The 19,819-nt window shown below is 68.9% G+C and carries 18 protein-coding genes; 7 read left to right on the top strand and 11 right to left on the bottom strand.

The features are described from left to right. Positions 1–379: 379 nt before the first annotated feature. From BLW75_RS06850 to BLW75_RS06840, 3 genes are read right to left on the bottom strand one after another with little or no spacing between them, the layout of a single operon-like run. A complete protein-coding gene (locus BLW75_RS06850; RefSeq protein ID WP_034316537.1) occupies positions 380–1,339 on the bottom strand; it encodes a pyridoxal-phosphate dependent enzyme in 960 nt (319 codons plus the stop codon). Continuing rightward, positions 1,336–1,980 carry a helix-turn-helix transcriptional regulator gene (locus tag BLW75_RS06845; RefSeq protein ID WP_034316536.1) on the bottom strand — a complete coding sequence of 215 codons (645 nt, stop codon included), beginning with the start codon at positions 1,978–1,980 and terminating at the stop codon, positions 1,336–1,338. The genes BLW75_RS06850 and BLW75_RS06845 overlap by 4 nt, the downstream gene beginning before the upstream one ends. After that, positions 1,973–2,326: a RidA family protein gene (locus tag BLW75_RS06840; RefSeq protein WP_034316535.1), complete on the bottom strand. Its 354-nt coding sequence runs from the start codon at positions 2,324–2,326 to the stop codon at positions 1,973–1,975. The genes BLW75_RS06845 and BLW75_RS06840 overlap by 8 nt, the downstream gene beginning before the upstream one ends. Positions 2,327–2,574: 248 nt before the next feature. Between BLW75_RS06840 and BLW75_RS06835 the strand changes: the two genes are divergently transcribed. Then, the gene (locus BLW75_RS06835) at positions 2,575–2,778 is read left to right on the top strand and encodes a hypothetical protein (protein ID WP_034316534.1); all 204 of its coding nucleotides are present in this window, start codon (positions 2,575–2,577) and stop codon (positions 2,776–2,778) included. 60 nt (positions 2,779–2,838) lie between these two features. On the opposite strand, the gene BLW75_RS06830 is transcribed toward BLW75_RS06835, so the two are convergent. Together BLW75_RS06830 and BLW75_RS06825 are read right to left on the bottom strand one after the other, a co-directional pair. Beyond that, a complete protein-coding gene (locus tag BLW75_RS06830) occupies positions 2,839–4,407 on the bottom strand; it encodes a multicopper oxidase family protein (RefSeq protein WP_034316533.1) in 1,569 nt (522 codons plus the stop codon). Further along, on the bottom strand, positions 4,404–4,811 hold the full coding sequence (locus BLW75_RS06825) for a hypothetical protein (protein ID WP_091596981.1): 408 nt from the start codon (positions 4,809–4,811) through the stop codon (positions 4,404–4,406). The genes BLW75_RS06830 and BLW75_RS06825 overlap by 4 nt, the downstream gene beginning before the upstream one ends. 80 nt (positions 4,812–4,891) lie before the next feature. Between BLW75_RS06825 and BLW75_RS06820 the strand changes: the two genes are divergently transcribed. Further along, positions 4,892–5,788: a LysR family transcriptional regulator gene (locus tag BLW75_RS06820; RefSeq protein WP_034316532.1), complete on the top strand. Its 897-nt coding sequence runs from the start codon at positions 4,892–4,894 to the stop codon at positions 5,786–5,788. A 21-nt stretch (positions 5,789–5,809) separates the two neighbouring features. Here BLW75_RS06820 and BLW75_RS06815 read toward each other — a convergent pair whose 3' ends face one another. The 3 genes from BLW75_RS06815 to BLW75_RS06805 form a co-directional block, all read right to left on the bottom strand. Then, complete coding sequence (locus BLW75_RS06815) at positions 5,810–6,904, bottom strand: S1 family peptidase (protein WP_034316531.1); 1,095 nt, start codon at positions 6,902–6,904, stop codon at positions 5,810–5,812. A 221-nt stretch (positions 6,905–7,125) separates the two neighbouring features. Continuing rightward, positions 7,126–8,274: an SGNH/GDSL hydrolase family protein gene (locus BLW75_RS06810; RefSeq protein WP_091596978.1), complete on the bottom strand. Its 1,149-nt coding sequence runs from the start codon at positions 8,272–8,274 to the stop codon at positions 7,126–7,128. A gap of 8 nt (positions 8,275–8,282) precedes the next feature. Continuing rightward, entirely contained in the window at positions 8,283–8,855 is a 573-nt protein-coding gene (locus BLW75_RS06805) for a TetR/AcrR family transcriptional regulator (protein WP_034316605.1), read from the bottom strand. Between the two features lie 120 nt (positions 8,856–8,975). On the opposite strand from BLW75_RS06805, the gene BLW75_RS06800 reads away from it, so the two are divergent. Together BLW75_RS06800 and BLW75_RS06795 are read left to right on the top strand one after the other, a co-directional pair. Next, positions 8,976–9,824: a hypothetical protein gene (locus BLW75_RS06800; protein WP_034316602.1), complete on the top strand. Its 849-nt coding sequence runs from the start codon at positions 8,976–8,978 to the stop codon at positions 9,822–9,824. 14 nt (positions 9,825–9,838) lie between these two features. Then, the gene (locus BLW75_RS06795) at positions 9,839–10,834 is read left to right on the top strand and encodes a hypothetical protein (RefSeq protein WP_091596975.1); all 996 of its coding nucleotides are present in this window, start codon (positions 9,839–9,841) and stop codon (positions 10,832–10,834) included. Here the strand turns inward: BLW75_RS06795 and BLW75_RS06790 are convergent. Further along, positions 10,814–11,251, bottom strand: a complete 438-nt coding sequence (locus tag BLW75_RS06790) for a Dabb family protein (protein ID WP_034316528.1) — start codon at positions 11,249–11,251, stop codon at positions 10,814–10,816. The two genes, BLW75_RS06795 and BLW75_RS06790, sit on opposite strands and share 21 nt — an antisense overlap. Continuing rightward, positions 11,248–12,420: an MFS transporter gene (locus BLW75_RS06785; protein WP_034316527.1), complete on the bottom strand. Its 1,173-nt coding sequence runs from the start codon at positions 12,418–12,420 to the stop codon at positions 11,248–11,250. The genes BLW75_RS06790 and BLW75_RS06785 overlap by 4 nt, the downstream gene beginning before the upstream one ends. 81 nt (positions 12,421–12,501) lie before the next feature. On the opposite strand from BLW75_RS06785, the gene BLW75_RS06780 reads away from it, so the two are divergent. The 3 genes from BLW75_RS06780 (at position 12,502) to BLW75_RS06770 (ending at position 16,491) form a co-directional block, all read left to right on the top strand. Next, positions 12,502–13,845, top strand: a complete 1,344-nt coding sequence (locus BLW75_RS06780; RefSeq protein ID WP_034316526.1) for an FAD-binding protein — start codon at positions 12,502–12,504, stop codon at positions 13,843–13,845. Between the two features lie 28 nt (positions 13,846–13,873). Then, positions 13,874–14,620 carry an EI24 domain-containing protein gene (locus BLW75_RS06775; protein ID WP_034316525.1) on the top strand — a complete coding sequence of 249 codons (747 nt, stop codon included), beginning with the start codon at positions 13,874–13,876 and terminating at the stop codon, positions 14,618–14,620. Between the two features lie 77 nt (positions 14,621–14,697). Then, positions 14,698–16,491: a carboxypeptidase regulatory-like domain-containing protein gene (locus tag BLW75_RS06770; RefSeq protein WP_034316524.1), complete on the top strand. Its 1,794-nt coding sequence runs from the start codon at positions 14,698–14,700 to the stop codon at positions 16,489–16,491. 325 nt (positions 16,492–16,816) lie between these two features. Here the strand turns inward: BLW75_RS06770 and BLW75_RS06765 are convergent, their stop codons facing one another. Beyond that, the gene (locus BLW75_RS06765) at positions 16,817–19,801 is read right to left on the bottom strand and encodes a 3-keto-alpha-glucoside-1,2-lyase-like domain-containing protein (protein ID WP_034316523.1); all 2,985 of its coding nucleotides are present in this window, start codon (positions 19,799–19,801) and stop codon (positions 16,817–16,819) included. Positions 19,802–19,819: the final 18 nt, after the last annotated feature.

Below are 19,819 nucleotides of genomic sequence, written 5' to 3'. Positions count from 1 at the left end.
GCCGAACTCGCGTGATCAGACCCGTATCTCGCGTGATTGAAGGCGTAACTCGCGTGATCAGCGGCCGCACATCGAGTTACGCCTCCAATCACGTGAGATACGCGTTCAATCACGTGAGTGCCGTGTCCGATCACGCGAGTCACGCGCTAGACCCTAGTCAAGGCGTTGCGAAAGCCACTTTCGCAACCTTCAACGTTGCGAAAGTGGCTTTCGCAACGTCGGCCGGTGGGCGCGGCGGTGAAACGAGATGTCAGCGCCTGCCGGATGCGTCGCGAAAGCCACTTTCGGGACATCAGACGTCCCGAAAGTGGCTTTCGCGACGCATGCACACCGCAGGTCGTTCACGAGCGCTCGCATTGAGAGGACTAATTGCGAAGGGTCAGCCGGCGATCAGTTCGGCGAAGCGTTCCGGGCTCACGTTCCCGCCGCTGAGGATCACCCCGACCCGGCCCGAGGCGGGCACCTGGCCACTGAGGAGCGCCGCGAGCCCGGTCGCCCCGCTCGGCTCGATGACGAGCTTCAGCCGTTCGAACGCGAACCGCATCGCGTCCCGGACCTGGTCGTCGGTGACCAGCGCGATGTCGTCGACGAGCCGCTGGTTGATCGAGAAGGTCAGTTCACCGGGAATGGAGGCGGCCTGGCCGTCGGCGATGGTCCGCGGCACCGGGATCGACACGCGCTCCCCGGCCTCCAGTGAGCGTTTGGTGTCGTCGCCCGCGGCAGGTTCGACACCGACGACCCGGATACCGGGCCGCACCGCCTTCGCGGCGGTCGAACTGCCCGCGATCAGACCGCCACCGCCGACGGGGACGACGAGCGTGTCCAGTGATTCGGTGTCCTCCAGCAGTTCCAGCGCCGCGGTGCCCTGGCCGGCGATCACGTGCGGGTGTTCGTACGGCGGGATGAGCGCGAGACCGCGGTCGGCCGCCAGCGCCTCGCCGATCGCGACGCGGTCGCCGGTGTACCGGTCGTAGGTGACGATCTCGGCGCCGTAGCCCGCGGTGGCGTCCTTTTTGGACTGCGGGGTGTCCTCCGGGATCAGGATGACCGCGCTGCTCCCGAGTTCCCGCGCGGCGAGCGCGACGGCCTGGGCGTGGTTCCCCGACGAGTAGGCGGCGATGCCCTTGGCCAGCTGTTCCGGCGAAAGTCGCGAAGCGGCGTTGTACGCGCCACGGAACTTGAAGGCCCCGACGCGCTGGAGGTTTTCGCACTTGATGAAGACCTCGGCGCCGACGAGGTCGTCGAGGGTCCGGGAACGCACGACCGGGGTCCGGTGCGCGACACCGGCCAGACGGGCGGCGGCGTCACGGATGTCGTCGATGGTCACGGGGGTGGTCATGATGCTCCTTGATCACGGATTTCGGCGAGATAGTTGTAAGCGGAGGCACGGGAGATCCCGATGCGGGAGGCGACCTGGGGCACGGCCCGCCGCACCGCGAAGACGCCGCGCGCGTGGAGGCTGCGGAACAGGTCGAGGCGTTCTTCGCGGCTGAGCGCGGTCCAGGGTTTGTTCAGCCGGAGTTGGTGCTCGTCGACGATCGCGTCCACCACGGCGTCGACGTCGTCGCCGAAGGTGGTGGTCGGCGTTTCGGTGACGGCACCGACGTCGGCGAGTTCGCCGACCAGGGTCTTGAGCTGGCTCAGCGCGGTGACGTCGAGATTCACGCACAAGGCGCCGAACACCGAGCCGCCGCTGTCGCGCAGCAGCATGGTCGACGACTTCACGAGCTTCCCGGACGCTGTCCTGGTCACGTAGTTCAGCTGGTCTTCGGCGTCGTCTCCGCGGGCGAGCAGGCCCATGCCGATCTCGCTCATCGACCCGCCCACGGTGCGGTCGGTGACCGAGCCGGCGATCGCGACCACCGATTTCTCCGGACGGCGGAAGTCGTGCACCACGACTTCGCAGAACGAGCCGAGTGTCGCGGCGATGCCGTCGGCGACCGGGGCGAGCGCGTCGAGGATCGCGTCCTGCTCAGACATCGCGTACTCGGGCGAGGGCCTCGACCTCGACGACGCCGCCGTAGGGCAGGGACGCGACCCCGACGCAGGTCCGAGCGGGCCGGGGTTCGGCGAAGAACTCTTCGTAGACCCGGTTGAGGCCGTCGCGGTCGGTGATGTCGGTCAGGTACACGACGACCTTCACCACGTCGGCCCGGGTCGCGTCCACCGAACGCAGCGCGGCGTCGAGGTTGGCGAAGGCCTGCGGGCATTCGGCGTCGAATCCGCCGGGTACCAGTGCGCCGGTCTCGGTCACGCCGAGCCGCCCGGACACGGAAACCAGATCGCCGCTGCGGAAGGCGGGCGGGTACGGATGCTCGTTGGTCACGAGACTGACTGTATAAGTGTTGGACGAAAAGTCCAACAGAATAAGAAGTGACCTGCCGCTCACGGGGGTGAACGGCGTGTTACTCGCCGGTAGGCGGCTGTGTTAACGGGTTTCACTCGAACGAGCGACGGCTGTTTCCTGATCATCAAAGGGAGGTGAAACGCCTTGTCCGGCCTTCGATGATCAAGCCATCCTCCTCGGCGTGCGGTCCCCTGTCCGCGCACTCACCAGTCGAGAGGACGAACACCATGAGCGACACCCGGAGCACCACCCGCCGGTGGGCGAAACGCGGCCTGGCCGCCGGCCTGCTGGCGGTGCCGATGCTGGCCGTCTTCGGCGGCTCGGCCTCCGCGGCGGAACTGACCCCGATCGCCGAATACCTCGACAGCACGATCGCGGGGCTGTCCGCGTCCTTGGTCCAGGCACTCGCGGCCTTGCTCGGCGTGAGCTGAGCCCTGGCCGGATGTGCCGGGAAAGGGTCGTTCGTCCTGAGCGACCCTTTCCCGGCACCCTCAGACCACCTCGAAGTTCGCCATCATCGCCATGTCCTCGTGTTCGGCGTTGTGGCAATGGAAGACGTAGCGGCCGCGATAGCCGTCGAACCGCGCGATGACCTCGACCGACTCGCCAGGGGCCAGGTCCACGGTGTCCTTGATACCGCCGTCGAACGGCCCCGGTGGCCGCCCGCCCCGCGAGAGGATCCGGAAGCCCACCAGGTGCAGGTGCACGGGATGGTGGATGTCGGCGACGAACCGCCAGATCTCCGTGTCGCCGAGGCGCGGGCTCGCCGACATCACGTCCGGCGAGAACGGTTCTCCGCCGATCACCCAGCCCGCGCGGCCGTGGACGGTGCCCGCCCGGAACGAGAAATCCCGCGTGGTCGTGGCCTGGTCGCGACCGAGCGGCGGGATTTCGCCGAGTTTCGCCGGAACGCGGCTGTCGTCCGCCGCGCGGCGTGCGACGACGAACCGCATGACCTTGGCGGTCGAACCGGTGCCGAGCCGGTTCACGAGGGTGACCTCGGTGCCGACCGGATACCGGCCGAAGTCGACGACGAGGTCGTACCGTTCCGCCGGCGCGATGGGGAGGTGGTCGTGTTCGCGCGGCGCGTCCAGGAGGCCTTGGTCGGCGCCGATCTGCACGAAACCGCCTCCGCCGGGCGGCGGCGGGTCCAGCGCCAGGTCGTAGCGCCGGGCGTTGGAGCCGTTGAGGACACGCAGGCGGTACTTGACGGCCGCCACCTCGTGCACTGGCCAAGGCGCGCCGTTGACCAGGATGACGTCACCGAAAACGCCTTCCACATAAGCACTTTCGACGCCCGGTGTGGTCCGCAGCGACCGGTCGAGCGAGGGATAGGCGAAGGCGCCGTCCTCGTCGAAAGACCGATCGGCGATCATCAGTGGCAGCTCGCGGTCTCCGGACGGGAGCCCCAGCGAGTCTTCCTCGTCGTCGCGGACCAGATGGAAGCCGGCCAGGCCCCGGTACACGGCCGGACCGGTGAAATCCATGCGATGGTCGTGGTACCAGAGGGTCGCGGCCCGTTGCCGCAGCGGGAAGACGTAGTCACGCTCCCCGTTCGAGATCCGGGCGCGAGCGTCGGCCATTCCGTGCCCGGTATGCGCGATGCTCCAGCCGGATCGCGGCAGGACGAGATCGGTCGGATAGCCGTCGGAGTCGGCGGGGGTGTGCCCGCCGTGCAGATGGACCACGGTCGGCACGGGAAGTTCGTTGCGGTGGCGCGCCACCACCGTCCGGCCCCGCCGCGACTCGATCGTCGGGCCGGGAAAGATCCCGTCGTAGCCCCAGATCGGTGTCCGGACGCCGGGCAGGATCTCGGCCGTCGCCGCCCGCTGGGTGATCGTGTAGTGATCGGCGTCGGCGGTCCTTTGTGGACGCAGGACCGGCGGGATCGGCAGCGGAACACGGAAGGGCTCTGGCAACGGGAGGCCGCTGCGCAGCAACTCGCCGGTCCCCGGAGCGCCCTGCGCGAGCAGGCGGGGAGCCGTGATCCCCGCGGCGACGAGGACACCGGCCCCGCCGGCGAGCCCGAGGAAGGCCCTGCGGGGCAGTCGCCGAGTCATCGGTCGGCCCGCCAGGTCTGCGGCCGCCAGACGGCGACGGTCGTCAGCACCGTCGCGGTGACGAGAGCGACGCCGAGCGGGACGTGCAGATCGAGCGCGCCCTTCATTCCGGCGAGATACTGCCCGGTCTCGCCCAGCGCGAGCAGCAGGCTGATCCAGAACAGCCAGCGCGGTCCGCGGACCAGCCACAGGACCAGTGCCGCGAGGATCTGCGCGTACGCCAGGTACGAAACGGCGTCGGCGCCCCAGCGGTGCAGCCAGAGCATGTCGTAGTCACCGCCGAGATAGCCGCCGGCGAACACCGGCTGGCCGATGATCGCGACGGCGTGGGCGCTCACCAGCACCCGGTTCACCACCAGCGTGCCGTGCGCCGTCCGGCTCGGGCTGGTCAGGGTTTCACTCACGTGCTCGAACGTAGGAGCCGACGCCTTATGCTGTCCAAGACAAGATCGGTTATCTGCTCATAACAGGCGAGGTATCAGCAGTGGATCTTCTGGCGCTCCGGTACTTCCAGACGGTCGCCCGGCTCGAACACGTCGGCCGCGCCGCCGAAAAGCTGCGTGTCGCGCAACCCTCGCTCAGCCGGACCTTGGCCAGGCTGGAGAACGACCTCGGCGTACCGCTGTTCGACCGGCACGGCCGCCGGATCCGGCTCAACCGGTTCGGCACCGCGTTCCTCCGCCGCGTCGACCGGGCGCTGGCCGAACTCGACGACGCCCGTCAGGAACTCGACGATGCCGCCGGGCTGGAACGCGGCACCGTCGCCGTCGCGGCCGAAAGCCTGCTCGTCCTCACCGAACCGCTTCGCACCTTCGTCCCCGGTCACCCGCTGGTGGACCTACGGCTTTCCCAGGCGTCTGGGGAGGGGATGGCGGAGAAGCTGAAAGCCGGCGACGTCGACCTGTGCGTCACGTCGCAACCCTTGACGGGCGACGACATCCGTAGTCGCGTGCTCCTCGACGAAGCGGTGATGCTCTGCGTGCCCGCCGGGCACCGGCTCGCCGGGCGCGGCAGGGTCGGCCTGGCGGATCTCGAGGGTGAGCCGTTCCTCACCACGCGCCCCGGTTACTGGCAGCGTGCGCTCGTCGATCGTCTTTTCGCGAAAGCCGGGCTCGATCTGCACGTCGTCTGCGAGGGAGACGAAGCCGCGGTGCTCTTTCAGCTCATCGACGCGGGTCTCGGCATCGCGTTGGTGCCTGCTCTGGGGCTGCGCGCCGTCACCGGTTCGGCGGTGGTCTGGCTCGACGTCGACGACCCCGAATGCCGGCGCGTGCTCAGCGTCGCGTGGCGCGAGGATACGTACCTTTCCGTTGCCGCCCAAAGATTTCGCGACCATCTGGTCGGCCACTTCCACGCGCGGGCCGAGCCCCGGTCGGGGTGACCGGGGCCCGGCGGGAGGCGCTTACGGGTTGAGCGTGACGCTGTAGGCGCTCAGTGCCTCGCCGATCGGCTGGTAGTACGAAGTACCACTGCCCTTGCCGGAGGTGATGCCGAGGCCGACGCTGCCGGAGAACAGGCAGCCGCCCGAGTCGCCGGGGTTGGCCAGCGCGTTGGTCTGGATCAGCTGGTGCACCGCGCCTTCGGCGTAGTTCACCGTGACGTTCAGCCGCTGCACCGAACCCGAGGTGAGGCGGGTGGTGCTGCCGCTCTTGCTGATCCGCTGCCCGACGGTGGCGGTACCGGCGGAGGCGATCCGCTGAGTGGAGCCGTTCCACAGGGTGACCGCGCCGGGCGCGCTGCCGGTGGTGTTGCGGATCAGGCCGTAGTCGTTGGTCGGGAAGCTGGCGCCCTGCGACGGCCCGACGTTCCACTGCGACACCGCACGGGTGCAGTGGCCGGCGTCGAGGATGTAGTTCTGGCCGCCGCGGTTGGTGTTGAACCCGACCGAGCACCGGGTGCCGCCGCCGGTGATGGCCTCGCCGTTGTAGATCGCGGTGTGCATCTCGCCGGTGGTCCGCTCCACGCGGACGCGGTCGCCGAGCGCTTCGGCGGCCTTCACAAGGGCTTCGGTGCCCTTCGCCGCGTCGGAGATGGTCAGCACGACCTGGTTGGCCTTCGGGTCGAGACCGATCGAGGTGTGCGTGACCGACGGCAGCGCCTGCAGGGCGTTCTGCGCCCCCGCCAGCGCGGCACTGGAGTGCTTGACGATCCGGGCCTGCGCCCCGGTCGCGGTCACCTGGTCCGCGGCGGCCTGGTCGAGCACGTTCACGACCGGCTTGGCGGCGTCGTCGAGATACCCGTCGGCGGCACGCGCGCCGAGCGACGCGGTGACCTGCTGCAGCTTCTCGACGCTCGCCGTCTGCGTCCGGAGGAACTCGACGGCGGCGGCCTGGCTGATCCCGGCTTCGGCGGCGAGGGACGTCACCGCCTCGTGCTGCACCGTGGGGGAGTAGCCCGCGATGGTGGTGGCGGTGGCCGTGGACGGGGCGAGGAAGCCGACGACCGCGGCCGCGGCCACCAGTGTCGTGGCGGTACGGGCTAAGGGGTTTGTGCGCATACCGGTGTCTCACTTTCGCGAGGGGACATCCAGCGCGAGGGGTGGCCGCACTGGACACGGTGGGGTAGCCGGGCACGGCCAAGGTGACCCGGCACCGGTGATCCGGTGCCGATCATGGTGATCCGCCGCACCGGGGGCGGATACCGACTTTCGTTGGACAGGAAGAAAAATAGGTACCCGCCGTTCGGGCTACCGACGGATACGCGCACAGCAAACGGTGATCACGTGAGCGCGGCGTCGAAGGCCAGGCGCGCGAAGCGCTCTCCGATGAGCCGGTGCGTGGCCGCGTCCGGGTGGAGGGCGTCGGGCAGCGGCAGTTCGGCGTGGTCCGCCTCGCCGTACAGTTCCAGGCCGTCGAGGTAGCGCAGGTTCGGATCGGTCACGCTCCGTTCCTTGACGATGCGGGCGAGTTCGTCGCGGATCACGGTGAGGGTCAGCTTTCCCGAGGCGGTTTCCGCGGGATCACCGGTGGCCCTGAAGCGCACTTTCCCCTCGCGCAGGGCGTCCGGGTCGAACTCGCCCGGCCCCGGCGTGTGTTCGTGGATGGGGCAATGGATCGGCGAGACGACCAGCAGCGGCGTGGCGGGATGGCCTTCCCTGATCGTGTCGAGGAAACCGTGCACCGCCGGCCCGAACGCGCGCAGCCGCATCAGGTCGGCGTTGACGACGTTGATGCCGATCTTGACGCTGATGACGTCGGCGGCCGTGTCCCGCATCGCGCGGGCGGTGAACGGGTCGAGCAGCGCGCTGCCGCTGAAGCCCAGGTTGACCAGGTCCACCCCGGCGAGGGCCGCGGCCGTGGCAGGCCACGTGCCGGTCGGGGTCGTCGCGTTGGAGCCGTGACTGATCGAGCTGCCGTGGTGCAGCCAGGTCTTCCGGTCGCTCGACTGTGCACTGTGGACGGACTCGTCGGTGCGCAGGGCGACCAGGCGGGTCGTCTCGTTGTGCGGCAGCCAGATTTCGACGGTCTTCTCGTGGCCGGGCAGGCCGTCGAACCGCAGGGTGCGCACGGGGCCGGGCTCGTGCCGGGCGGCACCGGTCGCCAGGTCGACGCTGATCGTGTCGCCGTCGGGCACGCTCGCCTGCCCTGAGCGCCTGCCGTCGACGAACAGTTCGTAGACGCCGTCGGGCCGAGGCGGGGTGCCGACGAAGACCCGTTTGGTGGCCAGGACGTCGAGTTCGACGAAGGATGCCGCGGTGCGGAAGACCAGCCGCACGCCGGACGGCTGTGATTCCGCCATGGTCAGCTGGCCGTCGGGGATCTGCCGCCTGGCCCGCGCGGGCAGCCGGTGGGGGAGTACACCGCGCTCGGTGGACTCGAGGTCGAGCGCGCCGCGGACGAGGCCGGCGGTGATCGGGGTCGTGAGCATTCTTCCGTTCATTTCGTTCGGGGCCAGGCGCGCAGCAGGACGTCGAGCGCGTCGAGGATTTCGGTCCAGCTCTCCTGTGAGCCGGGGGTGCTGTGGCTGAAACCTCCGGCGGCCTCCAGGCCGACGAAACCGCTGAACACACTGCCCAGCAGCCGGACCGCGTGTGTCTGATGCGGTTCGGCGAGGTCGTAGCCACGCAGGATCGCCCGTGTCAGTTCGGCGTGGCGGACGCCGGCGCTGGTGACCGCCTTGTCCGGGGCGAGCCGGAACCTCGCTGCCGTGAACCGGCCCGGGTGTTCGAGGGCGTAGTCGCGGTGGACGTTCGCCAAGGCGATCAGCGCGTCCTTGCCCGCCAGGCCCGCCACCGCGGTGGCGGCGAGGTCGGCGAGTTCGGCCAAGGCCAGCAGGGCGATCTCGGTCTTCAGTTCGTGGGCGTTCTTCACGTGCGAGTACAAGCTCGCGGTCTTGACGCCGCACCGTTTCGCGAGCTCGGTCGGGGTCACGTGCTCGAAGCCGATCTCATCGGCAAGCTCCGCGCCCGCCCGGATCACCCGTTCCGTCGTCAGCCCCGCTCGCACCATGGTCGCCACCGTACCATAGTCCATTTGGAAATTGCCTAATGAGATTAGGAAGTCGAAACCTGGGTTCGGTAGCGCTGGGCCCGGCGGAGGCTGGGCGCGGTACGAACGGAGGTGGACGTGATGAACACGGTGGACCCGGCCAAGGCCCGGCACGACCGGATCGAGCGGTGGCGCGGAGATCGCCGCCTGCTCGCGGTCGCGATCCTGGCTTCGCTGGTCACCCTGGTCTGCGGCTTCCTGACCGGGTACGGATTCGGCGCACTCCTCGAGGAGTTCCGCACGATGGCGATCGACAGTATTTTCGACGACCGCGGTGACGGCGAGCCGCCGTACAGCTCGGTCTGGGGGACTTTCGGCTTCCTCGGATGTCTTGCCGCGGGCAACCTCGCGCGAGCCGCGATGCGGCGCTACCAAGGACGGCGGCCGGGACCGGCGTTCCCGGTCGTGCTGGCTTTCGCGGCCAGTACGCTCGGCCTCTGGGAATCGTCACGAGCGTGGCTTCCGCCGCTCGCCGTCGGCACGGCGGTCGACCCCGTCTTCCACGAGGACGAAAAGTGGGGGTTCTGGGGGTGGTTCCTGTACTACGCCGACCTGTGGGCGCCCGCGTTCCTGCTCGTCCTGACGGTGCTGGCCCTGTGGTACGCCGTCGGAGTTTCCCGGCACCAAGCCGAACTGGCGCGCACCAGGGACCAGTTGCTGCGGCACGGCCGCCGGGTGCCCGCCGAGCTCGTCGAAGTGAAGGTGCGCATGGGCGGGGACGAGTCGGGCACCCGGGTCGTCGGCGCGGATGTGACGGTGTCCTTCGTCGACCTCTCGGGCGTCCGGCACTGGGTGACCCGCCGCACCGGCGACACCGCGATCGCCGGCGCGGAAGTGCTGTTCGACCCGGCTTCACCCGCCGATGACAAGAAGATCTTCGTGGCGCTGCGGCGTCATCCCGCCCTCAGCGACTGGCTGTCCGCGAACTGAGCTCTGGAGTGTCCATGCCGCTCACCCTTGTCCGCGGGTTCCTGACCGGGATCATCAGCGGGACGACCTTGTGCGCGTTCATCACCGGCATCGTCATCGAGTACGTCCCGCTGATCGTCACCGGTGTCGGGCTCCCGATCGTCTACGGGATCCTGCTCCACCTCGCCGGGGCACCGCGACGTGCCGGTGAGGCGAAGATCGTTCCGGTGGCCGCGCTCGCCAAGATCGAAAGCCTTCGCGCCGGGGGAACCGAGACCGGGGACATCCCGGTCGACTTCGTCTTCACCGTCGCCCCCGACGGTATGGCCACGTTCCGGCTGAAGGTCGCCCACCACATCAACCTGGTCGACATCCCGAACTACCGGCCGGGCGACGTCCTCGTCGTCCGGTACCCGCCGGACCGGCCGTGGAAGGCGGAGGTCGTGGACCGGCCGCCGCCGTCGTGGGAACGCCGCGCGGCCGAAGCCACGATCGACTCCGCTCCGGAGTCCAGCCTGGTGCAGGAACCGCCGGAGGGCTGCGGGTTCTCCGCGCTCGCCGTCCTCGGGTTCCTGCTCGGCGCGGGGCTCGTGCTGTTCCTGTTCCGCGCGGAACTGTTCGCGCCCGAAGCACCTGCCCGGACGGAAGAGACCCAGTCCAGCGTGACCACGTCCTCCTCGGGCTCCGCGACCGTCGACGTCGACAGATCCCTGCTGGGCGAAGGGGAGTTGCGCCGGGCGATCGACTCACTGGCGCAGGCCGCGGACGTTTCGCAGGTGATCACCGTGGTCGTCGAGGACCGGCGGTTGACCGTGGTCTTCGCGCCGACGGGCGCCCAGGTGCCGCGGTTCGACCTCCGCGCGCTGGAGGTCGACCGCGTCCCCGCCCTGGTGCGGCGGGCGAAGGCGACCATCGAAGTCGGGGAACCGCAGACGTGGCAGGTCACGATCGTCCCGTTCGGCACCGCTGTGAGCACCCGGGTGATCGTGACCGGCCCCGACGGCAGTGGCTCACTCGCGGACGGTGGCTGAAGCCGATCCGTGCTTTCCCGGCGCCGCGCTGCCCGAGTACTCGCCGAGATCGGAGATCAGCGAGGTGAGTTCGGCGTCGTTGTCGTAGCGACGCTGGTGCAGTTCGGCGATCTTCGCGCCCATCTCGGGATCCGGGTCGTCGGTGACGTCGAAGGACGCGAACCGGTCGACCAGCGGCAGCCCGACCCGGTCGGTGTTCCGGTGCGCCGGGTGCATGAGGTACTCCCAGTACCCGTCGAGGTCTTCGATCGCGAAGACGGCGCCCCATTCGTAGTCACCGCCGAAATCGCGGCCGACGACGAAGGACTTCACCGACGGGATGACCCGGCCCTGGTTGCGGAGGCTTTCCAAGGCTTCTTCGACCTGCTCCGGGGAGGCTTCGGGGCGCAGAGTGAAACGGTTGCCGTGGTAGATCATCGTGATTCCTTTCCGTTGTTCCGGTTCGGGAGGAGAGCGGCGAGTGCCGCTCCAGCGCCCAGGGCGACACCGGTCCAGGTGAACGCGCCGGCGATGCCGATGCCCTGGACGAGTGGCTGGACGACGAGAGGGGACAGGAACTGCCCGAGGAAGATCCCGGCGACCAGGCCGCTGAGCACGCGGCCGCGATGCGCGGGATGGGCGAGGTCGGCCAGGCGCAGGTTGAGGTTCGGGACGACGAGGCCGACCCCGAATCCTCCGACGAGCAACCCGGCCACGACCTGGGCGACGGTGCCCGCCGTGCCGATCACCAGCCAGCCCGCGCCCATGAGCGCGACGCTCGCGGTGGTGATCGCCGTGGGGCTCAAGCGCTCACGCAGGCGGGGGAACACCAGCGCACCGGCGACGCTGGTCAGCGTGCTCCCGGCGACCACGGCCCCGACGACCGCGGGACCGCTGCCGAACCCCTCCAGCAGGAAGGGCAACTGCGTCGGCGCCATGTAGAAGGCGAGCGTCACCACCAACGCGAGGACGTAGACGCCGACGACGCGAGCGGGCAGCCGGGTCCGCTCGCTCTCACCGGCCGCTGGACTGCTCCGGACCGGCTCTCGAAGGGACGTGATCGCGAAGATCGCCACGATCACCGAGACCGAATAGATCCAGAACGGCGCCTGCCAGCTCACGGTGGCCAGCACTCCCGCCAAGGGGAGGAAGACGACCCCGCCGAGACTCGCGAAAGCCTGCTGCAACCCGAGGAACGAGGCGCGGCGCTCGCCGGAGAACCAGTCGGTGATCAGGGTGCTGACCGCCGTCATGATCCCGCCGACGGCGAAGCCGAGCCCCACCCGGGTGACCAACAGCAGAAAGAGGTCGTCGACGAAGAATCCGGCCGTACCCGAAATCGCGTAGAGGCCGAGGCCCGTCAAGAGCAGAGGGCGGCGTCCGGCGCGGTCGGCGACGATGCCGGACAGCGGCGCGCTGATCGCGATCGCGAGGGAGGTCACGGTCAGCGTCAGCCGCACGAGAAGATCGGAGCCGGGTGTACCGGAGAAGACCTCCCGCATCGCGGGCAGGCTGGGCGCGATGATCGCCGCGGCCATGATGGTCAGCGGTGCCGCGGCCAGCACGGTGCCGCGGGCTCGCCGCGTCGGTGCCAAGGTGTTCGTCACGCCACCAATCTCGCAGCGGGACACCGGGGTTCGCGTCGGTGAAAATCGCCTATGTCCGCCCGCGCTCGGTAGCGTGCGGGCATGACCGACGAGATCCTGCCCGCCATCGCCGGAGAGATCCTCACCGGAGAAGCCGCCTTGTCCGTCGCGGGAAAGGACTGGGGGAACCTGATCCACACCAGGCCGGGGCTGGTCGTGAGGCCGGCCTCGGTGACCGACGTCGCCGTTGTGCTCAGGTTCGCCGCCGCGCGAGAACTGCCGGTCGCCGCCCGCGGGGCCGGGCATTCGCCGTACGGGCAGGGGCAGGTCGAGGGCGGGATCCTGCTGGACATGACCTCACTGCCGCCGCGCAGGGTGGTCACCGGTGACGTGGTGTCGGTGGACGCGGGCGCCCGCTGGCGGGAGGTGCTGGAGACGACCTTGCCGCACGGGCTGGCGCCTCCGGTGCTCACCGACTATCTCGAGCTGACCGTCGCCGGCACCCTGGTGGTCGGCGGGATCGGCGGCGCCACTCACCACCACGGCACGCAGACCGACGGCGTGGTGGAACTGGAGGTCGTCACCGGTGCCGGAGAGGTGCTCACCTGCTCACGCGAGAACGAAGAGGACCTGTTCGACGCCGTCCTCGGCGGCCTGGGGCAATGCGCGGTGATCACTCGCGCGACGCTGCGGCTGAGCCCGGCCCCGGCACGCGCCCGGCGGTGGAAGCTTTACTACGACTCGCTTCCGGCGTTCTTGGCGGACCAGCGCGCCGTTGTCCGTGACGGCCGTTTCGACTACGTGGAGGGTCAGCTGATCCCCGTCGGCGACGGGTGGAGGTACATGCTGGAGGCGGTGGCCTACTACTCGCCGCCCGCCGGGCCGGACGAGGACGCGTTGCTGGACTCGCTCGGTTTCGGCGAGTCCGAAGACGAGGACACGGGGTATTTCGACTTCCTGAACCGGATGGCCGACGGGGAGGCGGCCCTGCGGGCGGAAGGAAGCTGGTTCCATCCGCATCCGTGGCTGAACGTGTTCCTCACCGACGACACGGTCGAGCGGTTCGTCGCCGAAACCCTCGCCGCCACCGGCGAACCCGAACTGGGTGCCACGGGGCTGGTGCTGCTCTACCCGGTGCGCAACGACCGACTGAAGACTCCGCTGTTCACCGTGCCGCCGGGGGAGATCTCCTGGCTGTTCTCGCCGCTGCGCGTCGGTTCGCCCCGCGATCCGCTGCACAACGCCCGCCTGCTGGAGCTCAATGTGGACCTCTACCGGAAGGCACGCGAGCTGGACGGAAAGGTCTACCCGTCGAACGCGCTGCCGATGTCCACAGAGGACTGGCGCGCGCACTTCGGCGACGCCTGGCCGAAACTCGCCGACGCCAAGGCCCGGTACGCGCCGGGGAACCTGCTCAACCCCGGCCAGTGCCTGCGGGTGCCCTGAGGGCCGGGGCCACTGGTAGAAATGTCCGATGCGGGATTTCTTCAAGGGTTTCCGGATGTTCGGGCAAGGCCTGGGCATCCTTCTGCGGTCGCCGAGACTGCTGCTGATCGGCGCGCTGCCCGCGTTGCTGACCACGCTGTTGCTGATCGGCGGCATCGTCGCGCTGGCGTTCTGGATCGATGATCTCTCGCTGCTGATCACCCCGTTCGCCGACGACTGGTCGCCGGGCTGGCGGACGACGACCCGGGTGGCGGCCGGTATCGCGGTGTTCGGGGTCGCGCTGGCCATCGCGATGATCGGGTTCACGGCGATCACCCTCGCCGTCGGCGGGCCGTTCTACGAGCACATCGCCGAGAAGGTCGAGGACGACCTCGGTGGCGTGCCCGGAGCGGTGGACCTCTCGGCGTGGCGGTTGCTGGTGCTGGGCCTGAAAGACGGTCTCGCTCTCGTGTTCCGTTCGCTGATGTTCACGATCCCGCTCCTGTTCGCGGGCTTCATTCCGGTGGTGGGGCAAACGGTCGTGCCGGTCCTGCTGGCCTTGGTGACGGCGTGGTTCCTGGCGCTGGAGCTGATCGCCGTGCCGTTCTACCGGCGCGGGATGGGCTTGAAGCAGCGCCGGCCGCTGCTGCGCCGGCACAGAGCGCTCGCCCTCGGGCTGGGGCTGCCCGTGTCGCTGCTGTGCCTGATCCCGTTCGCCGCGCTGATCGTGATGCCGGTGGGCTTCGTCGGCGGTGTGCTCGTCGCCCGCGAGGTCCTGGCGGCGGAGGCGGCCTGAGCTTCGTCTGTGTCAGATGACGCAGACACCGCGGCTCCCCGGCGCCATCGTTGGCGCGACACTGAGGGGAGCTTCCGATGAAGAGAGCACTGTTCCTGGCCGCCGCCATACCGATCGCGGCCCTGCTGACGACGGGACCGGCGGTCGCCGACGAGGGAATCGTGTCCGGGGTGGTCAAAGCCGCGGACTCCGGAGAGCCGATCGCCGGAGCGTGCGTGACGCTGTTCGATCTCGACCTGAAGGAGACGGGGTCGGGGTGCGCGGGCACGAACGGCCGCTACGAGATCACCGGCGTCGTGCCCGGCAAGTACAAGGCACGCGCGACCGCCGCCGGATACGCCGAGCTTTGGGCGTACAACAGGGGAAGCGCGCTCGCCGCCGAGGTAGTGGACCTGCCGCACGGACTGGACTTCGGGTTGCGGAACGGCACGGCGACCGTCCGCGGGCAGATCACCGACCAGGGAAAACCCGCCGCGGGGGCGTCGGTGAGCCTCACCGACCAGAACCAGCGGTGGTGGTCGACGGTCCTCACCGCGGCGGACGGCACCTACTCGTTCGACGGCGTGAAAGCGGATACCTACACGATGGCGATCACCTACGGCGATCGCACGCAATGGATCCGGCAGAAGGCGAGCTTCCCGGAGGCGGAGACCTTCGCCGTCGCCGATGAGCAGGTCGCCGTCGTCGACGAGGCCATCGCGCCGTACGGGAAGCTCCGGGTGGTCGCGACGGACGAGAAAACCGGCGCGCCCGTCGCGGGTGCGTGCTCGCAGGTCGAGCAAGGGCATCCGCCGCAGTTGCGGAAATGCGCCGGCGCGGACGGCGTCATGCTCTACGAGGACATGCCGCCGTTCGGCTACTACTCGTTGAGCGTCTGGGGGCCGGACGGTTCCTATCGACCGGTGAACTGGGAGCGGGTGCACCTGACTCCGGGAGAGACCACCGAATTCCGGGCGTCGATGAAACCCGCCGCTTCGATCGTGACCACCGTGCGGGACGCGAAGACCAAGGCACCGCTGGCGCGGGTCTGCGTCGACACCTACGCCCTTCCGGTCGTCGGTGTCCTCGACGCCGACTACCTGTACCACTGCAGTGACGAGAACGGGAAGCTGGTGATCGGGCCGATCGAGCCCGGCGCGTACAAGCTGCTGGTCAAGTCGTTGGACGAGCGTTACGGCATGCAGTGGGCCGGGCCGGACGGCGGCACCGGCGACATCGGGCAGGCCCGCACGGTCACCGCCGAACTCGGCAAGGTGGTCACGACGCCGGACATCAAGATGGATCCCGCCGGGACGATCACCGGCAAGGTCACCGATCGCGCCACGTCGGCCGCGGTGGGCGGCGTCTGCGTCTACCCGTACGCGGTCGATCCCCGGATCGGCTTCCGCTTCGACGTGAACTGCAGCCGGAACGACGGCACCTACACGATCAAGGGCCTCGGTCCGTACCAGTGGCCGCTCGAGTTCGCCTCGTCCCGAGGCGACTACGCGTGGCAGTGGTCGGGAGGAGCCGCGGACCGGTTCGCCGCCCGTCCGGTGCGGGTGCGGCCCGGCGCGACGGTGACCGAGAACGCCGCGCTCGTGCCGAACGGCTCGGTCACCGGACGGATCCTCGGCGCGGACGGCAGGCCCACCTTCGGGTACGTGTACACCTACAACGCGCGCACCGGAGACATCGTCGACTGGACCACGCCGGACTCGAACGGGCAGTACACCGTCAACGGCCTCACCACGGGGAAAGTCAAGATCAGGTACTACACCACTTCCGAGTGCTGGTATCGCGACGCGGCCGATTTCGCTTCCGCCACACCGATTCCGGTCACCACCGGGCAGGCCACCGGCGGAGTGGACCTCGGCCCCTGCCACCGCTGAGGCAGGTTGATCGTGAGCGATCCAGGTCGTTCCGACGACCCGGATCACTCACGAGTCCAGCAGGCGTTGTCCCGTGACCGACCGGACGACACGCGTGACTGGACGGACGACACGACGCGCGGCCGGGCGCCGCCGCGTGTCGTCCGTCCAATCACGCGTGTCGTCCATCCCAACACGGGTGTCGTCCGTCCAATCACGCGAAACCGCCGTTCGCGCACCGGCAGTACGTACCTAAGACCCCCTTGCCCACCCAGGTATATGAAGGCCCCCTTCCTGTACCTGGGCGCAAGGAAGGGGGCCTTCATGTACTCGGGACAGCGCCGTCCTAGCCGATGGGCTCGATCCAGATGTTGCGGAACCGCGGGTTCTCACCGGGATCCCCGTGGTCCTGCAACCGGATGGCGCCCGGCGCCGCGCTTTCCGGGATGCTGTCGCCCGTCCCGCCGTCGATCGCGACGTCGTTGTGGACGACGACGCCGTTCCAGACCACGGTCACGCGGGCGTTGTCGGTCTTGTTCCCGGCACCGTCGAACCGTGCCGCGCGGAACGTGACGTCGTAGGTCTGCCAGGTGCCGGGAGCCGTCGCCATGTTCCGGTCAGGTGCCTTCTTCGAGTAGATCGCGCCCGCTTCGTTGTCGGCGAGCGTGGTGTCCCCGAAGGATTCGAGCACCTGCAGTTCGTAGCGTTCCTGGAGATAGACGCCGCTGTTGCCCCTGGCCTGTCCGGTGACCTCGGGCGGATAGTTCGGCTCGTTCCACTCGACGTGCAGCCGGAAATCACCGAACTGCTGTTTCGTGCGGATGTCCCCGCCGTTCGACTCCATCGCACCGCCGGTCACCGGCCAGGTCGCCGCACCGCCCGCGCGTTTCTCCCACGCGTTCAGATCGGTCCCCTTGAACAACTGGACACGCTTCGACTCGGTCAGGGTGAGACTGTCGAGATTGACGTTGCCCGCGTCGCCCGTGTCGTAACGGTAGGAGATCGTGTTCGACCCGGCTTTCAGGTTCAGCGTCTCGGGTTGAGTGTTCCAGGTATCCCAGTTGCCGGTACTGGCGAGCCGGACCTGTTTCACCTTCGTCCCGTTGACGTAGACGGTCACCGATTTGGTCCCCGGCGCCGGATCCGGGCCGTTCGAGTAGCGCAAGGCCGCGTTGTAGGCGCCGGACTTCGGCGCGTTCACGGTGAACGTCGTCGCGGCGCCCTGGTTCCAGTAGCCGTCGACGAACCCGGTGCCCGTGTAGCCGGCGTGGTTCGCGTTCGTCCCGGCGCCACCGGTCAGCGCGGCCCGCTCGGCCTCGTAGGTGGTGCTCGCCGCAGGCCCACCGACCAGCGAGTTCAACGTGTACCAGGCTTCGGTGCTCCACAGCGCCGCACCGGACTCCGCCGCGAACGGCCGCGGTGACCGCACGTGGACCACGTGCCCGGCCTTCAGCCCCGCCACCTGCAGGGTGACCTTCTTGCGGTCGGCCGACAGGCTCGCGGACGTGACGGACAGGGTCTGCTCGTCGATCTTCGGTCCGCCGTACGCGGGAGTCGGCTGGTAGCGCCACTGCTGAGCCTGGTACTTCGCCGCGAGGTTCTGCGCGGTCTCGGCCGACAGCGGCTGGGTGTACTCCAGCTCGAATCCGCCCGCGACGGCCCGCATGGCCCGGATGTCGAAGGCGTTCGTGCCGTTGGGCGTCACCTTCTGGAGGCCGTAGGCGAGTTTGCCGGGCTGGCCCCAGTTCCCGCCGCCGTCGATCCCGCCGGTGTAGATCGCGCCGTCGGGGCCGAGGCTGATCCGGCTGACACCCGACTCGAGTCCTTGCGTGAGGCGGAAAACGGCGCCCTGGTACTCGCCGTTGACCTTCTCCAGGAACGCTCGCTGAAGCCCGCCGTAGGTCACGTCGCCGTACACCATCTGCCCGGCGAACGGGCCCTGCGACAGCATCACCATATTGCTCGGTGAGTTCGCGATCTCGTTGTGCGGCAACCACAACACGGGCGCGGTGACGGGCTTCGAGTCGAACGGGCCCGGGGGATTGGTGTAGTGATTGAAGAACCGGTCCTGTTTGACCCGCACCAGCTTGTTCGCCGGCAGCCAGCCGCCCTGGTTGTCCGTGACGAAGACGTCGCCTTCCGGTCCCCAGCCGATGCCGTGCGGGGTGCGCAACCCGCCGGCGACGTAGGAAACCTTGCCGGTGGCCTTTTCGACCTTGATCGTGGTGCCGCGGTTCGGCGCGGGCTGCGGATCGGTCGTGGCGCCGCCGTAGTTGATGGACACGGAAAGGTTGGCGTAGAAGAAGCCGTCCTTGTACAGCAGGCCGAACGCGAACTCGTGGAAGTTGCCGCCGAACGGCCACGTGGCCACGGTGCGGTAGTCGTCGGTCACGCCGTCACCGGTGGTGTCGTTCAGTTCGACGAGCCGCGTCTTCTCCGACACGTACAGCTTGCCGTCGACGTACTTGACGCCCATGGGTTCCTTCAGCCCGCTGGCGACGCGCTGGGTGCGGACCTTGCTCGGGTCGGTGTTCCCGCTGACGTTGCTCAGCAGGTGGACCTCGCCGAGAGTCTTGTCGGAACCGCCCCAGGTGGCGATGGCGAGCCGTCCGCCCGGCAGCCAATCCATGCCGGTGACCTGCGGCTGGAATCCGTCGGGACGCAGGTTCGTCAGCGTGAAGCCGGGGTGGACGCCGTTGAGCGGCAAGCCGTCACCGGGCGAGTCCGTGGCGCCCTCGCAATCCTTGCGCCCCGGCGAGGTCACCCGGACGACGTCGGCGTCGGTGCTGAGCACCGAATTCGGGACGAGCGCGAAGTCCGTCGCGCCCGGCGGCCGCCATTCGAGGGTGACCTGCTGGTCGTGGAGATTGTCGAAATGGTCGATCCGCAGCGCGTGATAGCCGGTGCTCAACTGGACCGAACCGGTCGCGGGAGTCGCCCCGTGCAAGCCGTCGTGGTTGATCACCGTCTGGCCGTCGATCCGGAGCCGGGAGCCGTCGTCGCTGGTGAGCCGGAATTCGTACTGCCCGGCGGTGGTGACGTTGATGTTGCCGATGACCTCGGAGACGAACTGCTCGTTGAGCCCGAAGTCGGCGGTGGTGGTCCAGTTGATCGTCGGCATCAGCTTGTCGACGTTGGGAGTCTGGCCGGATTTGATCGCGCAGAGCTTGGTGAGCTCGCGTTGCAGGTCGTACGTGCGGAGCGTGACACCGGGTTGCTGGGGTGGAATGGCCGCTTCTGCCGGGGCTGTGACCAGCCCGGACACTGCCGTGACCAGCGCCAACGAGGCGACGATGGTCCGGTTGAAGCGCTTGCGGACGGACGGAAGCATCGTTGCTCCTCGGGTCGG

Origin of the sequence: Amycolatopsis lurida (assembly GCF_900105055.1) — a bacterium.
Lineage (GTDB): Bacteria > Actinomycetota > Actinomycetes > Mycobacteriales > Pseudonocardiaceae > Amycolatopsis > Amycolatopsis lurida.
Note: the sequence above shows the minus strand (reverse complement) of the source record. Positions and strands in the feature narration are given on the sequence as shown.

Coding starts and splice junctions, on each gene's coding strand:
- BLW75_RS06830 (WP_034316533.1), bottom strand. CDS start 4,407: ATGACTCGGCGACTGCCCCGCAGGGCCTTCCTCGGGCTCGCCGGCGGG.
- BLW75_RS06780 (WP_034316526.1), top strand. CDS start 12,502: ATGACCGACGAGATCCTGCCCGCCATCGCCGGAGAGATCCTCACCGGA.
- BLW75_RS06770 (WP_034316524.1), top strand. CDS start 14,698: ATGAAGAGAGCACTGTTCCTGGCCGCCGCCATACCGATCGCGGCCCTG.
- BLW75_RS06775 (WP_034316525.1), top strand. CDS start 13,874: ATGCGGGATTTCTTCAAGGGTTTCCGGATGTTCGGGCAAGGCCTGGGC.
- BLW75_RS06810 (WP_091596978.1), bottom strand. CDS start 8,274: ATGCTCACGACCCCGATCACCGCCGGCCTCGTCCGCGGCGCGCTCGAC.
- BLW75_RS06835 (WP_034316534.1), top strand. CDS start 2,575: ATGAGCGACACCCGGAGCACCACCCGCCGGTGGGCGAAACGCGGCCTG.
- BLW75_RS06845 (WP_034316536.1), bottom strand. CDS start 1,980: ATGTCTGAGCAGGACGCGATCCTCGACGCGCTCGCCCCGGTCGCCGAC.
- BLW75_RS06805 (WP_034316605.1), bottom strand. CDS start 8,855: ATGGTGCGAGCGGGGCTGACGACGGAACGGGTGATCCGGGCGGGCGCG.
- BLW75_RS06815 (WP_034316531.1), bottom strand. CDS start 6,904: ATGCGCACAAACCCCTTAGCCCGTACCGCCACGACACTGGTGGCCGCG.
- BLW75_RS06765 (WP_034316523.1), bottom strand. CDS start 19,801: ATGCTTCCGTCCGTCCGCAAGCGCTTCAACCGGACCATCGTCGCCTCG.
- BLW75_RS06850 (WP_034316537.1), bottom strand. CDS start 1,339: ATGACCACCCCCGTGACCATCGACGACATCCGTGACGCCGCCGCCCGT.
- BLW75_RS06800 (WP_034316602.1), top strand. CDS start 8,976: ATGAACACGGTGGACCCGGCCAAGGCCCGGCACGACCGGATCGAGCGG.
- BLW75_RS06790 (WP_034316528.1), bottom strand. CDS start 11,251: ATGATCTACCACGGCAACCGTTTCACTCTGCGCCCCGAAGCCTCCCCG.
- BLW75_RS06795 (WP_091596975.1), top strand. CDS start 9,839: ATGCCGCTCACCCTTGTCCGCGGGTTCCTGACCGGGATCATCAGCGGG.